Below are 17,286 nucleotides of genomic sequence, written 5' to 3'. Positions count from 1 at the left end.
TAAGCAGTAAAATGTTGTTTTTGTATAGTTATAAAGCAATAAGTATGCTTATTGAAAGAAATTTTAATTAACTTTTGTATTGTAAATGTGTTTATTCTGTATATTAAGTAATATGTCTGTAATATGGGTTGTGTTGGTTAGATTAGCATCATATTGTGTGTGAGTTATTAAGTTTTAAATGATTATTATTGACAATTATGTTCATTATTGTCTGTTAGGTTTGTTTTCCATGTTTTTAGTTATGTATTTGTAATAATAAAGGTACAAGAAAATATTGTTATATTATTTGAGTGTAACTATGAGATAATAAGTATGAATTGTTAAAAATATAATTGTTATAAAATGTACAGTTGTAAGTACTATGTAAAGATTTTATGAGAAGTCAGTAAAAACAGTTTCCTTATTTATATTGTGTTATTTCTAATAGCTAGTATCAATTTATTAATTGATACTAATCATATTGAGAAATTCTTACTCAGTGGTAATTTTGTATGCTAAATATAAGTAAGCGTGTAAGAATAAAACCCAGTAAATTCTGTATACTAGTTCTAGTATGTAAGTAAAGCCACGTAACTTCAATGTAACTTTGAAAAGAAATATATCATGTACATTTTTGTTTAATAAAATCAATGGTTTACTTGTGGTTTTTAGAAGAAAAAAGCTATAAGTCTAGAAATTAGTTTATTTTTTTGTTGTGTATTTAGGATTAGAATATCTATAGTTATGAAATATTACTCAAGGATATTGTAGCATAGGATATAGTAAATATGTTGGGATAAGTTTATTCTGATTAAAGTAAGCTATTAGTGAAATGTGTGTATTAGTATATTCTAGTGTGGGTTAGTAATATAAAAGCTATTTAAAATATAATGCATCTGTATCATTTATAATGTATGAAGATTATATATTACATAATATGTAATAGGTTATTCAATAGTTCGTATAGTAAATAAGTTAAAATCAATAAGCATAGCTTATATTTTAAATTATTGTATGTATGTTAGTAGTAGTATGTGTAAAAAATCAAGATTTATTTATTAATTAATAAATGCGTATTTTTTTCATAAGAAAAGATGTACTTGTATTAGTTTTATGTGTTTTTTTGATTAAATTTAAAAATGTATTATATAAGTAAAAGCAAGTAAATATACATGTAATTAATACAAATTTATAAATTGTAAATTATCAAGACTGCTTGTTAATACTGTTTTATTAAATATATTACAAATACATAATACACTTTTGATGGACGTGACATAAATAGTCAGGAAAATAAACTAAAAGTGAATTATTAATTCTGGTATATAAAATGTTTTCCTATAAAATTGAACTTCCACTTTAAAATAAGTAGAACTAGATAGTATTTGGATATAGTTTAAATATAGGCTGTTTCAAAATTATTCTATAATGTAAATAATTATGATATTAAAATTTGCCTATATAAAAGCAGAAGAATTAACCTTAAAGTTATGCTACTGGTGTCACTATAGTGTTATACCAGTAGCACTATTATTTTTTTAATATCCTATAAAGTGATATATTACGAATTGTTGTATAAAAGGTTTACATATTTGGTTATAATTTTTTTTGAGTATTATTTGATTGGTATGGTAACCTTACACTTGAAATTTGAAATGCAGTATTATCATCCATTTCTTCTCCTTCCATATTATTAAGTACATAATGACGGTAATTAGGATCTGTTTCTTCAATCCATTGCAACTTTACATTTAAGAATTCTAAATCATCATCGTCATCTTCAATTGTAAGTGCATGATAGTTATGATCACGAGAATATGTTTCAATGCTATCAAAGTCATTATTATCTTCTTCAATTGTTTCTACTGATCTGGTAGATCTATATGTTGCTAAAGATATACTAGATCTTGTGGTTAGAGCATTTTCTCTTATACATTTTCTTGTATACCATGACATTATTATGCCTATGACTAGTAAGACTCCTGATATACTAATAATAATTGGTAATAATGAGTCTGTATTGTTATCTATGGTTGTTTTAGTGTTGAATAATGGTGCAAGGGTATTGTTATTAGATGATATTACACTAGTAATGTTTCCGTACATAAGTATTTCCTTATAAAAATGGTAAAAAAATAGCATACTTGATTAATAAGTATGTAAAATAATTAAAATATTATTAAATATTTTAATTAAGAATAGAAAGTATTATTAAATAGTCAAGATAAATAATTAATACATAAAGATTAATTATTTTATATATTAAGGTTGCTAGAGCATTAGAAATAAGATGAGTAACTTTTTAGTTTGTAATATTATGGTAAGTTAATCATTAATTGTTAATATGTGTTGTGGTGATTTTTGATTTAAATGTTTTTCTTATATATAATTATGATTTTTTATAGGTATTTTGTTCTGTTTTTGTAGGTTCTATTTCTTCTATTTCCATTATTACACTGTTTGCTGGGGAAAGAGGTTGATATGGTCCACTACACCGTTCGGATATTGGGAGTGCTGAACCATCATTGAATAATATGTAGTGACTATACTGCCTTCGTGATTTAGGTGGTAATGGTATAATATGTTGTGCTTGACTTATCGCTAGTTGTAGGGCTTGCTTGCATAGGTATTGACTTATAGATTGTATTGGATGGGGTTCTTTTTTATTATGTATACAGTGTGTAGGGTAGTTATTTAATGTAGAATAATCAATAGTAGGCTCTATAATTGGCTGATTATGTGGATATGGTTGGTTATTATTATATGTTGTAAAATTAGTCACTGTCTTTTCATATGCTGCTTCCTCACTTATGGGTATGTTATATGGGCTTGTAGGATCATTTTCTTTTGAGTTAGTACTGTGTTTTATATCTTTGGAACCTTTAGATTTTTTTTTTTTATTACAGTACCAATATGCTATTAAAAGTGCTAATATTAACAATATACTTAGTACTATATAAATCATTATAACGGAAGTAGCTAACATTGTATTATAGAATGATAGTTATAATTGAGTATGTAATATCTAGTATATAAGGTAACAACATAATGTTAATATTATAACTAAATACTATAGGTAGGTCAAGTTTTTAACTAGTATTAAGTAGTAACTTATAAGTTGAAGTATGGTTATATTTATTAAGATGCATTATGATAAATGGTAAAATTTAATACTTAATGTTGATTGTAAACACATACATATATGGTTTATATAAGAAGAGTAACATAATTATGAGTTTTAAATATTAGTGCTAACATGAGTATTATCATAGTGAATGAATATATAGATAATTTAAGGGTATGATTAATTTTTGGTAAAAATGTAAACTTAGATTTATTTTGATAATAAATGGTATAATATTTATTGATGTCATGAATTTATTATTTGTGAAGTTATTTTATCTATATAATAGGTTTGGTAATACTGTATTGATATGTAAATAGTTTGTTGTTATATAATATTTAGTCACCTTTATATAGGTTTATTTTTTTATATTAAAAAAGTAAAGAACTTTAGCTTTTGTATTAAATCGTATTATAGAATCAGAAACAATTGAGTTGTTTTATAATTATGATTATGTTGTGCTAACTAAAAAAATAAAAGTGTATTTTTTCCATATTAATTTTTATATATATAATTTAGGGTCGCTTATTTATATACTAGTTATAGTTGGGTATTTTGTGTGATTAAAATCTATTGTTAATAAGGTATTTATTTTATATTGTACTTGCTATATTGTCATATTGCTATGACAAGGTTAGTTGTTGCGGTATTTTATAGTTTATTTGGATTGATAATATATATCTGTATATGCGGTTTTTATAGATTGGATAATGGGATTCTATAGTGAGTTAAAATTTAATTGAGTAATGGATATTATATCAGATTACTATAATGAATCTTGTATAATTGTTTAGTAGTGTTAATGGTTAATATTGTTTGATATAGTGTATTTATAATTACTAATTATAAGTGTGAAGTATATATCTGATGATTGCTGTTCTATTTATTGGGTGTTTATCAGTAATCTATTCTTAAATTAAGTTATTATTGTGATATTAGTTTGATTATAATTTTTGTAGTTTTTTAATACTTGAGTAGAGTTATAGTTATGTACTTTGTAGGTATAGAGCTATATGTATATTTAACAATAGTATTTATTTTGTATGTTTAAATTTGTTAGATTTAAATAATTTATTAAGATACTTGGTTGGATTTGTAGTACTGTTACTATATAACTTGTGTGAAGTATTATGTATACGTTTAATAATTAATGTTTTTTATATTTGAGTATATTGAAATCTAAACAATTTTGTTAATACGGACTATTTATATAATTATAAAATGATAAACATGTTGATTTTATTGGTAATTCTATATTTCGATATTGATATAGTAGATATTAGATGATACTCTTAGAGCTTGAGTAGTTTTATATGTTGCATGAAGGATGAATTAAATAAGGTAGTAGTTTATACTGATGGGGCTTGTTCAGGTAATCCTGGCCCTGGAGGATGGGGTGCTGTTTTGTTATTTGATAATGGTGAAAAAACGATTTGTGGTGGCCATCCTAATACTACTAATAATAGGATGGAGCTGACAGCAGTTGTCCAAGCGCTGAAGTTTTTAGATATTACTTATGTTATTGATTTGTATACTGATAGTGTGTATGTTAAATCTGGTATTACTTCATGGATTAAAAAATGGAAAATAAATGGTTGGAGGACTGCTGATAGGTTGCCAGTAAAGAATCTAGAACTATGGTTGGAGTTAGATGAAATTGTGAAATATCATAAAATTACTTGGTATTGGGTTAAGGCTCATTCAGGAAACTTGTATAATGAAAAGGCAGATATGCTTGCACGTAGTCAAATTGTTAAATAGGTTTTTTATATTTAGTGTTATATTATGTTATATTAGTTGTGGTGTTGTTGTACAGACAATCCTATAAATGATGCTGCTGTATGTTGGTCTAGTGTTAGTTATGCTAAAAAAAAAAATATATTCAAGAATATTTTTTATATTAATACTGTCAGTATTGTGTGGTACGTCATATTTTTATCTCCATGATAAAAATGTTATAGAGGTTAATGCAAAATTCTTAAATTTTTATGTTAAACATAGACTTGCTAAGGTGTTTCCTGGCTCAGAAATTAGCGTAGGTAGTACAACATTAACTTGGCAAAACAAAAGTGAAAATTTTATCTTATCGTCGCAGGATTTAGTAGTAAAAAATGCTAAATTTGGTGTAGACATTACTATACCACAATTTTTATTGTATTCTAGGGTTGGAATATTGTTCCTGTGGGGAAATTATGACTTCTCTTATATTAATATTCCAAAAATTCATGTTAAATTTTATGATCTTAAAGAGAAAATAGATCTACATTTCATAAATGATCCAATTAAGATTTTGAAAGATACTTTGTTTGGAATAATTAATTTAAATATTCCAATACTTATTAACAGTGCTGTTCTTTCAAAAGAGAGTAAAAAGGATTTAGAGATAAAACAGTTAAGTGTAAAGATGAATAAAGAATATGATAAAAATATTGTTGATGTTAATATTGATAATGGAAATTCATTTTTGAATATGACAGCATATGAATATTATAAAGGAGTAATGTCTTTTGAGGTAACATATGGTAATTTTAGTACTGAGGTGTTAGGATATCTTGGAAATTTGAATTCTAAGTTTTTGCTATATGATAGTTTAAAACTTAGTGGTGCTGCTATGCTAAGGATTAGTGAACATGAAGAAATTACCTATGGCAATATTGATATACAGCGTCTTGTGGGTGATATTCCTTGTATTTCTATGCAGAGATGTCGTATTCATGATTTAAAAACCAAGTTGGTATATCAAAATAATGTTTTTTCTTTAAAAAATTTTTCTTTATTTTTAGATCAAAGTACAGTGTCTGGTATGGGGGTGATTGATAATGGGTATGTGAATCTGAACTTTGATGTTGATTCAATATCACCAGAGAAACTCTGTCAGTATTGGTCTGTTGATCTATATCCTGATTTAAATAAATGGTATTGTAGTAATGTTAAGTTAGGGAAAATTGATAATTTAAAGTTCCAAATAAAAGGGCAGATGGGTAATAGTCTAATTTATAATGATGTATCAAATTATAAGGTAGATGCTGATGTTAAAAATGTAGCAATAAAGTTTCATGATAATTTTGATCCAGTTAAAATAGTAAGTGGAAAGCTGTTATTACATGATAATAATTTCATAGTTACTTCTGATAATTCAGATTTTAGAGGTATGGTTATTGGAGATGCTAATTTGAAAATTGAAAATTTAAGTGATGCAAATGCAGTAATGAAGATTACTGGGACTTCTATTGGGGATGTAAAACAGTTATATGGTGCGATAGATAAAGAAGAATTTATTTCACTGAATAGTGATAAAATGTTTGGAGATTCTCATACTGAATTTAATTTTAAAATTTTTAATTTATTGAATGATAACCCAGTTGATTATGTATCCGATATACATGCGCATGTTAAATCTTTTAGAGCTGGTGGTATTTTAGATACTTTTAATGTTGATAATGCAGAAGTAGATATTACATTGCATAATAATGATGTTAGTATGAATAGTTATGGGAGTCTGAACGAACATCCTATGTCTTTAAAAATGATGCGAAATTTAGTTGATAGTTATAAAACTCATTATGAATTTGCTGGATATATTTCAGCACAAAATATGAAAGAGCTAGGACTGATAAATTATGCAAATTGTTTTGGAATGGTAAACGCAAACCTTCAATGGGATAGTGATAATGTTGGTACAACAATTGGTGGAGATGTAGATCTTTCTCAATTGCATTTGAAGATTCATGATATGACACGAGATAGTTTACCAGTTACTCTTAAGTTTTCTGCCATATTCAAGGATAAAGATGAAATAAAAATAAATAGTGCAAAGATACTTGGAGATGAGATAGATATAGAATTGAATGGTAAAGTAGGTAATACGATAGAGTTATTTTTGGATAAAGTAAAACTATGGGATACAGATGTTAAGGCTGAGTTAAAGTTAGATAAAGACTTATTTAAAATGAAAATACTTGGTGCATCGTTAAATTTAAGTTCTGCTAATTTTAGTGAGATTATGAAAAGTGAGTCTCAGGTTAAAGAAACTACAATAGATATTAATGTAGATAATGTCATAATGAAAAACAAAGTAGTAGCTTATAACGTAGATTTTGCATTAGATTCTTATCAGGATAAATATAAAGCAATTAAGTTAACTGGTAATTTTTTGGATGATAGCACCTTTTATTTAGAGTATAGTCCAATTGGTTTGCAGATCAGTACAAATAATGCTGGGGAACTTTTACGCGCAATGGATATTCTCAAAACTATAAATAAAGGAACATTGTCCTTTTATATGTATCCAATCAAAAGGGATGATACTACTTATGGTATGTTTTCACTAACAGATTTTCATATTGTTAATGCTTCTATTTTAGCACAGATATTAACGTTGTCATCTTTGAAGGGAGTTGTTAATACCTTAAATGGTAAAGGTATCTATTTTAATAGATTAAATGTTCCGTTTACTTATCAAAATGATGTGATGAGTATAACAGAATCGTGGATGGAAGGTTCGGAACTTGGTATTAGTTTAGGTGGTGAAGTAAATTTAAATACAAAAATTTTTGATATAAAAGGGCAGATAGTACCTGCTTATGTAATTAATAAAATAATATGGCAAACTCCTATTATTGGCAAGTTATTAACAGGTGGACAAAGTAGAGGAGTTATTGCTATTGATTATAAAGTAAAAGGTACAGATAAAAACCACGATTTATCAGTTAATTTTATGTCTATTCTTACTCCTAATTTATTAAAAAGAGTATTAAAAATATTTGATACTAAATTAGTAAAGAAAGAAAAGGATAAGCAAAATCTAGTAGAGCATAAAAACATATAAGCTAAAGAATCATGTGTTATTAAATATTATCATACTTAATAAACATGGTGTATGCTGTGTTATGATTTAAAGGTTATGGTTTTATATTATACATTTTGCTTTATTATTATAGCAAGTAAGCTGTAGTATTTTTGGTGTGTAAGTTATAAATTCTACATAGTAATATTTGTGATGATGGAAAATTCGATTGTACAGCTGATAAGATTATCATTTTGTATTATTTTCTGTTGGTAAATAAATATATTTGCTTTCGGTATATTGTAACTCTGATGTATAAGTAGTGAATTTATAATATTTTTTTATCTAACATAGGTGTGAAAAGGTTGTATTGGGCACTTGTGGTAATAGAGAAAGTTTACTTATAGTAAGATTATCATTTTGTATTATTTTCTGTTGGTAAATGAATATATTTGCTTTCGGTATATTGTACTCTGATGTATAAGTGGTGAATTTATAATATTTTTTTATCTAACATAAGTGTGAAAAAATTGTACAGTGGCACTTATGGTAATAGAGAAAGTTAGGATTATCTTTTGTATTATTTATTATTGATAAATAAGTATATGCTTTATAGTAGATATGGTTTACTATGTTTATTAGAAATAATCAGGTTTATTTGAATATATATCAATTACATATTCAATAATGTTATCATAATAAAAAAAGCTTATTCCTAATTTCGGCATATCATTTGAGATACTTATATGAGCTTATATTATTAATTATAAATTACTATGTTATATTTAAGGTTTTGTTGCTTGTGTATTTTCATATTGCTATAAATGCCATTCCTAACTATGTACAGTGAATTTTTATAAAAATTTGTGATTAATAAAAAAGTATAGGTTTTTTTATATTTATATGACATGTATAACTAATTTATGCTTACATTATTGTTAAGTATAAACAATAAACTAAAAATATAGCATATATGAATTTGTTTATTGTATTGTTAATTAGGATATCAATGGAAACATAATAAAGAATATGTTTCAATATATATTATCACAAATCACTAATTAAGTTCCATTTTAAGATAGTTAAGATTATATATATGTTGCTAAAATAATGAGTTTATTAATTTATAATATAAGGTTAGTTTAATCTGCTATAGTGTGTTTATGTAAGATATAGTTGTTAGATTATACACATAATTACAAGGTATATATTACTTATAGAAGTGCAGTATTTGTCTAATTGTAGTATAATCCATTACTAAGAAAGGGAAGTTAAATAAAATTTTATACATTCAATACAAAAGTGACCTAATATTTATTAGGTAAAGTATAGTGCAATTAATGATTAATGATATATTTATTATAAAGTTACTATATATTGCTTATAAAGTAGAATTTACAGTAGTTGTATATATATGCAGTCAAATAGGATATAAGTTAATATTAGACTTCACTTATTAAAATTATATCCTTACTGATATTTGTTACGATATGTGTAATCTGCAAGATTATGATTATTATATATGTACAGGTACAATAGTTGTATATATATATGCAGTCAAATAGGATATAAGTTAATATTAGACTTCACTTATTAAAATTATATCCTTACTGATATTTGTTACGATATGTGTAATCTGCAAGATTATGATTATTATATATGTACAGGCACAATAGTTATATATATATGCAGTCAAATAGGATATAAGTTAATATTAGACTTCACTATTAAAATTATATCCTTACTGATGTTTGTTACGATATGTGTAGTCTGCAAGATTATGGTTATATATATGTACAAGCACAATAGTTGTATATATATATGCAGTCAAATAGGATATAAGTTAATATTAGACTTCACTTATTAAAATTATATCCTTACTGATGTTTGTTACGATATGTGTAGTCTGCAAGATTATGATTATTATATATGTACAGGCACAATAGTTGTATATATATATGCAGTCAAATAGGATATAAGTTAATATTAGACTTCACTTATTAAAATTATATCCTTACTGATGTTTGTTACGATATGTGTAGTCTGCAAGATTATGATTATTATATATGTACAGGCACAATAGTTGTATATATATATGCAGTCAAATAGGATATAAGTTAATATTAGATCTTCACTTATTAAAATTATATCCTTACTGATGTTTGTTACGATATGTGTAGTCTGCAAGATTATGATTATTATATATGTACAGGCACAATAGTTGTATATATATGCAGTCAAATAGGATATAAGTTAATATTAGACTTCACTTATTAAAATTATATCCTTACTGATATTTGTTACGATATGTGTAATCTGCAAGATTATGATTATTATATATGTACAAGCACAATAGTTGTATATATATGTGTGCTGTCAAATAAGGTATGAATTAATATTAGATTTTTCCTATTACGAATTGTATTTTTGTTTATATTTGTATTAGGATTTAATTATAGCTATATTGTAGGTGTAATCTATGGGGTTATGTTTATCATAGACCAACGGCACAGTAATTGTGTTTAAGTTTTTTGTATTATCTACTATAGCATAGTACTAAATAATGGGTTTTGGTTATGATAAATTGTATATTGCATCTTTTTATTGCTAATTATATAATTAACTGTGTCTATAATTGTTAGATGATAAAAGGAAAGTAAATGAGTGAAAACTCTGCTAATGAGCTTAAATACTCGAGAGTTTTACTAAAAGTATCTGGTGAAGCATTAATGGGAGATAAAGGCTTTGGGTGGGATATTGAAACTATTGATAATCTATCACATGACCTTAAGGAAGTACATGATCTTGGTGTACAGTTATGTTTAGTTGTAGGTGGTGGTAATATATTTCGTGGTGCTTCTGCTTCTGCACCTTTTGGTTTTGAGAGGGCTAGTAATGATTATATAGGCATGTTAGCTACTATGATGAATGCACTGTCTTTACAAAACTCTTTAGAAAAAATAAATGTACAATCTAGAGTCTTGTCTGCAGTTTCTATTACTGCAGTATGTGAGACATATATTAGGAGGCGTGCTATCCGTCATTTAGAGAAGGGAAGAATAGTTATTTGTGCAGCTGGGGTAGGTAATCCTTTTTTTACTACAGATACTGCTGCTGCTTTACGTGGCATAGAAATGGGATGTAATGTGATATTTAAAGGGACGCAAGTTGATGGTGTCTACTCAGCAGATCCTAAAAAAGTTGCTGATGCAGTTAGGTATGATAAGATTTCTTATCGTGAGTTATTATCTCTTGATCTTAAAATTATGGATGTTGCAGCTGTATCCTTGGCTCGAGATCATTCAATTCCTATTATTGTGTTTAATCTAGGTAAACGTGGTGCACTTGCTGATATAATCTGTGGTGGTGGTTTGTATACAACAATATATAATTAAGATTTAATAGAAATAGTTGGTATAATAAGATGATTAATACAATAAAGCAAGATGCTAAGAATAGAATGGAGAAGACATTATCGGTATATTTAAGTGATGTTGATGGTATTAGAACTGGGAGAGCTAGAGCTTCAGTTTTAGATGGGATTGTTGTTGAAACTTATGGTGGACGTGTTAAACTTAATACGATCTCTAGTATATCTGTATCCGATAATAAAACTTTATTAGTTAAGGTATGGGAAATCAATAATGTAGGTGCTATAAAAACAGCAATTATAAATTCAAATTTAGGATTTGGGTTCTCTTGTGAAGGTGCCGTTATAAGGTTGACTGTTCCGGATATGACACAAGATATGAGAAAGAATCTAGTAAAGTTGTTAGGTAAAATTTCGGAAGATTGTAGAATTTCTATCAGGAATATACGGAGAGATATTATGGATAAGCTTAAGATAATGCAAGATAATAAAGATATTTCCGAAGATGATTTACGTATAGCTGGAGTAGAAATACAAAAAATTACTGATGAAATTATAAAGAAGATAAATGATACTTTTTTAGCAAAAGAGAAAGAACTGTTACATGTATAAAATGAGTACATGGTTTAGTTTATGTAATACTTAATTTTAATTAGGTACTTGCTTGTTAGTAGTATTATATTATGTTTATGATGCTGAGTAAATGATTGGGGAATAATAGTACATTTATACCATAGTGAAAGGATATTATGTACCATTTATAGTAATATTTTATATTATTGTCTGTAAAATTGTTCAATTTGGAATAAAAGACATAAAATAAGTACTACTTTGAATGAAAATTATCTTATGTGATTGTGTTTGAAATACTAATGGCAATATTGATCTTTTATAACTTATTGTACTATAAAGTTTATGTGGTTATATGTGAATATAATTATTGTGCTTTATAATAATTATTTATAAATAATTACTAGAATAATCATAGTGAGATCATTTAAAGATAATAGAGTACATTGTTGTTTATATAACACATATTATGTGTATGTTTTGGTATTATGTAGTAATACTTAAATCTTGTAACTAAATTTAAAAAATAGGTATTCTTGATCTAATTATGTATGAAATACTAATCACTGTTTAGTATTAATTGTCAGAGTATTTGTAGTTTATATTTTTTACAGATATTCTATTAGCTTAAGAATTTACCAATTTTTTTGTGATAAGTATAAAGTAGTTTGACTTATGATGTGCTAGTTAATTTTTTTTACAATACTTATTTTGTTTTTTTGTGGGTCTTCTTTTCTTATATAATTATAAATTCGACATACTAAGACTTGAAATTGGTAAGATAAGTTTACTAGTTCTTATATCTTTATTATGTATGAAACATCACGTGTTTTTACTATCAATCTGCAATATATTGGTAACTCTATAATTTATTCAATTTCTAGTGTAGTAGCTTCTTTTCTTTTTATGATTTTGTGATAGGTTTTAGTATTTGCATATTTAGTGGTATGTTAAAAACTTATTATTTGTTGAGATCAGTATACTAAATGTTTTATGCAGTTTCCTTATAAATTATATTATTGATATGTAGTGTTATAAATGCTGGATTTGTATGTAATATTATCTTGTTTTGTAAAAAAAAATCTACAGAACTACTTATCACTATGTAGTTCTATAAGTTTCGTTATCAATTATATTAGTGTTCTCAGTATTGGATTTATATGTCATGTTATCTTGTGTAAAAATCTAATAAATATGCAGCTTTCAATCAGTATTTACTATATGTAAATTTTTAAGGTATTTCATAGCTCTGCTTCATTGTAGTTGTGTAGTGAGATCAAGTGGTTAAAAAAATAGCTTTGAATGTAATAAAGAGTATTTATGCATTATCAAATCATTATTGATTAAAAAACGTAATACTAGTTAAACATGGTTTATTGTAAAGTTAAATACTAGTAATGGTTACTGCTCTATAATATTAGAACAAAGTGAAGGTAATTTTCAAAAACTTTTATAGTGTAATAATTTTATTACATCTTTATGTAGTGGAGAAAATTATATAATTACCGCTTATCATATAAGCTATTATCAAATTACATTTTAAAATTATACAAAATCATCTGAGTAATTTATTTTAAACTAGTATACTATTATAGTAAGAAAATGCTTACAATTTTTTATAGCATAAAGATTTCTTGCATGTTATTGAAGTGTAAACTATGTTTTGTATTATCAAGTTAAGCTATGCTGTGAACATTGATAATTATTGTATTATCTGTTTTAGATGCAATTATATATATCCAAAAGAAACATTCTACTATGTTCTATAATGAAAAATCAAAAATATGTGTGTAAATGCTTTTCTAGATTGGAAAACCGTTTAGTGAATAAAATAACGGTAAATGTTAATGTGTTTTTGAAAAAGTGCTAATTATGAGTAATATATGTATTTTTAAGGTGTATTATAGTGAAATAAAAAAAATACTATATAGATTTTTTAATAAATAGTCTGCTATACTTTTTATTATTTGCTAATAATTAACAAAGGTTACTTTATTATGATTTTAGTTACTACTATGATAAATTATATTGATATGTTATAGTTACTTGCTTCTATTAAAAAGTAGCTTATGGGATTTAAGAAATATTTGGTTAGGAGGGAAATGATAAGTAGTAATTTATTGGTAAGATCATTATCTTCTATAGTTATGTTTATTATTGTATTTTTGTCTTTATATTGTGGCAAAATGACGTTCTATACTTTATGTTTTTTTATTACTGTAGTTTCTTCATGTGAATTGTTTAATATGATAGAGGATAAGAAAATATCATATTTTATTGCAGTATTTATGATAGTTATACCTTATGCATCTTTAGTATATATCTATGGATTGCCTAATGGAGAGATAATTTTATTGTGGTTAATATCTGTGATATGGGGGACAGATATAGCAGCGTATTTTGTTGGTAAAAATATTGGCGGAAAAAAGATGATTCCTTTTATTAGTCCTAACAAAACTTGGTCAGGGTTGCTTGGAGGAATTGTTATCGGAATGTTTGTTAGTGTGGTTGTGTCGATAATTTTTGGAATATTTTTTGTCTCTCATGCTTTAGTTGCTGGTGTTGTTATTGCTGTTGTTGCTCAGCTTGGGGATGTTACGGAATCTTGTGTGAAACGTATATGTAAAGTTAAAGAAAGTGGTACTTTTGTACCTGGACATGGAGGCATTCTCGATCGTATGGATAGTTTTATTTTTACTGCTCCGTTGGTCGCATATTATGTCAAAAGTTTTTCAAAATTCTTTTTAAATACATAATATATGTTTTTTTGAATAGTATTAAAGTGACTACTTATGACTTTGGGAATACAAATGTTATCTTCTTTAAGTGAATTTATATAAATTACCTTATGTGTTTCAAATAAATAGTTTTATTTTTACTGCTCCGTTGGTCGCATATTATGTCAAAAGTTTTTCAAAATTCTTTTTAAATACATAATATATGTTTTTTTGAGTAGTATTAAAGTGACTACCTATGACTTTGGGAACACAAATGTTATCTTCTTTAAGTGAATTTATATAAATTACCTTGTACAATCTAGAGTCTTGTCTGCAGTTTCTATTACTGCAGTATGTGAGACATATATTAGGAGGCGTGCTATCCGTCATTTAGAGAAGGGAAGAATAGTTATTTGTGCAGCTGGGGTAGGTAATCCTTTTTTTACTACAGATACTGCTGCTGCTTTACGTGGCATAGAAATGGGATGTAATGTGATATTTAAAGGGACGCAAGTTGATGGTGTCTACTCAGCAGATTCTAAAAAAGTTACTGATGCAGTTAGGTATGATAAGATTTCTTATCGTGAGTTATTATCTCTTGATCTTAAAATTATGGATGTTGCAGCTGTATCCTTGGCTCGAGATCATTCAATATGTGTTTCAAATAAATAGTTTTATTTTTACTGTGTTATTGATCACATATTATATAAAAAGTTTATTAGAATTCTTGTTGAATACTTAGTAATTTGTCTGAATAGATATTTATAATCAGTACTTATAGTTTTTTTATATTTCTTTGTAAGTAAACCTTGACGTTATTAAAGTCAAATCAGTGTTTTATATAATATAATAACAAAATGTATGTTGAAAGTTAATATATCTATCATTTCTATAATATTAGATATTCATTTTTACTAATCAGATTAATTACTTTGTTTTTGAAAATGTAATTATATTAGTTTTACTAATACTGTAGTTAAATTGGCTGTTTTACTTTCCTCTTTATATAAGATCTATCGATCAATACTTAAACTACTTATTACTAATAAAGTAATTATTTTAAAATAATTTATTTATTTATTAAATTTTTGTTTACTATTTTTTTATAGAGTGTTAATTTAACTTAATAAAATTTTTACATTTACTGGAGATCCTGAATATGGGTGATATTGATATTGTACATAATGTAAGTGAATTTCTTTATGCATTTTTCTTACGGCAATTAAATTTAGCAACTCTTCGTTTATATGATACACATTGTATAAGTATAGAAGGTGTTCAGGAGGTTTATGCGCCATTTAGTTGTAAAGAAGGGGCATTAATAAAACTTGCAAGCTGTGCTTGTGATATTTTAAATCAACCTGAAATGGTAGGGGATGTAAATGTAAGATCTAATCTTGTAGAAGATATTAGTGTTAATATATCTCGTATAACTACTACATATTGTAAAATGTTAGATAAGATGATGCACCATCCATTTAGTAGAAGAGAGATTTTACCCCGGTATATAGGATTATTTGTTGAAATGGAATCAAAATATAGTGAAATACTTAGCATGGTAAAAAATCGTTGTTTTTTTGATGGGATGGAAGGGTTACCTAGATATGTAGAATCATCTTTGTTCAGGATAAAAAAGCTTTTTGACAGAATTCGGAAAGATTGTGCTACTTTGATAAGATATAGCAATTTTTTTTCGCAAGGTTTTACACAGTTGATATTAGCTGTCCATAATATTAACTTTTTTGTTGATGAGATGGAAAAACTACTACTTGAGGATATAATATCTAAATGTGAAGATCCAAAAATGCTTGAATTGGCGAGGGTTGGTCATAGGTGTGGTGTTATTGGTGATCAAAATTTAAAGGATTATTTTAGTATTAGAGAGCCTGGTTTTTGCGAATCTGATTATGCAATAAGTTTTAAGGAAATAGCATTATCTAGTATTGCTAAATTATATAAAGCTTCTTTTGATAAGATAAAAGAGACATGTGGTGTAACATTACAAGATATGGTAAATTGTGTAATGCAATATGACAGGCTTCATAATAATCAAGGTAAATCATTTCCTAATGGAGTAGAATTGTTAGTTTCAAGTAATGGGCAAATAAAGTTACTGAATGGAAGAGCAAAAGTAACATTTTTATCGGTTGGGAATACAAGTGATGATGGTGCTGGTCCTAGTAGTAGGTCTGTTGTGAGTGCAACGTTTGAGGTGATTAAAAACCCATCTATTGGCATATAAAAATTACTTAAATATTAAAACTTTTATTTATAGTTTTGAATATAGAATTAATAATGTGTTTACTTTATATTAGTAGTAGGATTGTATTATGTAATATATTAAGGTAATTATATATCATTTTTATTATCTGGTTTCTGGTTATTAATTTTATCTAAACAGCTATTTATTCGATGCATTTAGTATTCTAATATCAGAAATGTCATATCATTAAGTTTATTGATTTAATTAATAGTTAACTTTTTCAGAATTATCACTTTGTTAATAAATTATTATCAAGTTATATAGTATTGCTATACTCTGTATCTATTTTCACTATACTGATTAATTTCTATCAGTTAGCTCTTTTCTTTTTTATTAATAGTAGTATTTTACAGAGTATTTATACAAGCAATCTCCCCTTGTATAGTAAGAAAAGTTTTAATATTTAGAATTTTTGTTCTTTCTTTGTATTATATTTAACTATAATTACCATAGTCTATTATATATTTAGTATTAATA

8 protein-coding genes and 1 pseudogene are annotated in these 17,286 nt (G+C 26.0%); 7 read left to right on the top strand and 2 right to left on the bottom strand.

Annotated features, from left to right (window positions below; all coding sequences use genetic code 11):
• Window positions 1-1,575: 1,575 nt before the first annotated feature.
• Both ERUM_RS03930 and ERUM_RS03925 read right to left on the bottom strand, forming a co-directional pair.
• Window positions 1,576-2,085: a hypothetical protein gene (locus ERUM_RS03930; protein WP_231837205.1), complete on the bottom strand. Its 510-nt coding sequence runs from the start codon at window positions 2,083-2,085 to the stop codon at window positions 1,576-1,578.
• A gap of 283 nt (window positions 2,086-2,368) precedes the next feature.
• Entirely contained in the window at window positions 2,369-2,944 is a 576-nt protein-coding gene (locus ERUM_RS03925; protein WP_231837204.1) for a hypothetical protein, read from the bottom strand.
• Between the two features lie 1,479 nt (window positions 2,945-4,423).
• Here ERUM_RS03925 and rnhA point away from each other — a divergent pair.
• From rnhA to ERUM_RS03890, 7 genes and pseudogenes are all read left to right on the top strand, one after another.
• The gene (gene rnhA / locus ERUM_RS03920; protein ID WP_011155404.1) at window positions 4,424-4,864 is read left to right on the top strand and encodes a ribonuclease HI; all 441 of its coding nucleotides are present in this window, start codon (window positions 4,424-4,426) and stop codon (window positions 4,862-4,864) included.
• A 100-nt stretch (window positions 4,865-4,964) separates the two neighbouring features.
• A complete protein-coding gene (locus ERUM_RS03915) occupies window positions 4,965-7,931 on the top strand; it encodes a YhdP family protein (protein WP_231837203.1) in 2,967 nt (988 codons plus the stop codon).
• A gap of 2,618 nt (window positions 7,932-10,549) precedes the next feature.
• Window positions 10,550-11,284, top strand: a complete 735-nt coding sequence (pyrH, locus tag ERUM_RS03910; protein ID WP_011155402.1) for a UMP kinase — start codon at window positions 10,550-10,552, stop codon at window positions 11,282-11,284.
• Window positions 11,285-11,313: 29 nt separating this feature from the next.
• Window positions 11,314-11,871, top strand: a complete 558-nt coding sequence (frr, locus tag ERUM_RS03905) for a ribosome recycling factor (protein ID WP_011155401.1) — start codon at window positions 11,314-11,316, stop codon at window positions 11,869-11,871.
• A 2,027-nt stretch (window positions 11,872-13,898) separates the two neighbouring features.
• Entirely contained in the window at window positions 13,899-14,585 is a 687-nt protein-coding gene (locus tag ERUM_RS03900; RefSeq protein WP_011155400.1) for a phosphatidate cytidylyltransferase, read from the top strand.
• A 273-nt stretch (window positions 14,586-14,858) separates the two neighbouring features.
• A pseudogene (locus tag ERUM_RS03895) lies at window positions 14,859-15,200 on the top strand (amino acid kinase family protein); the annotation flags it as partial.
• A 505-nt stretch (window positions 15,201-15,705) separates the two neighbouring features.
• The gene (locus tag ERUM_RS03890) at window positions 15,706-16,788 is read left to right on the top strand and encodes a hypothetical protein (protein ID WP_011155399.1); all 1,083 of its coding nucleotides are present in this window, start codon (window positions 15,706-15,708) and stop codon (window positions 16,786-16,788) included.
• The last annotated feature ends 498 nt before the right edge of the window (window positions 16,789-17,286 follow it).

It is taken from the genome of Ehrlichia ruminantium str. Welgevonden (assembly GCF_000026005.1).
Classification (GTDB): domain Bacteria; phylum Pseudomonadota; class Alphaproteobacteria; order Rickettsiales; family Anaplasmataceae; genus Ehrlichia; species Ehrlichia ruminantium.
This window is presented reverse-complemented; position numbering and strand designations above follow the sequence as displayed.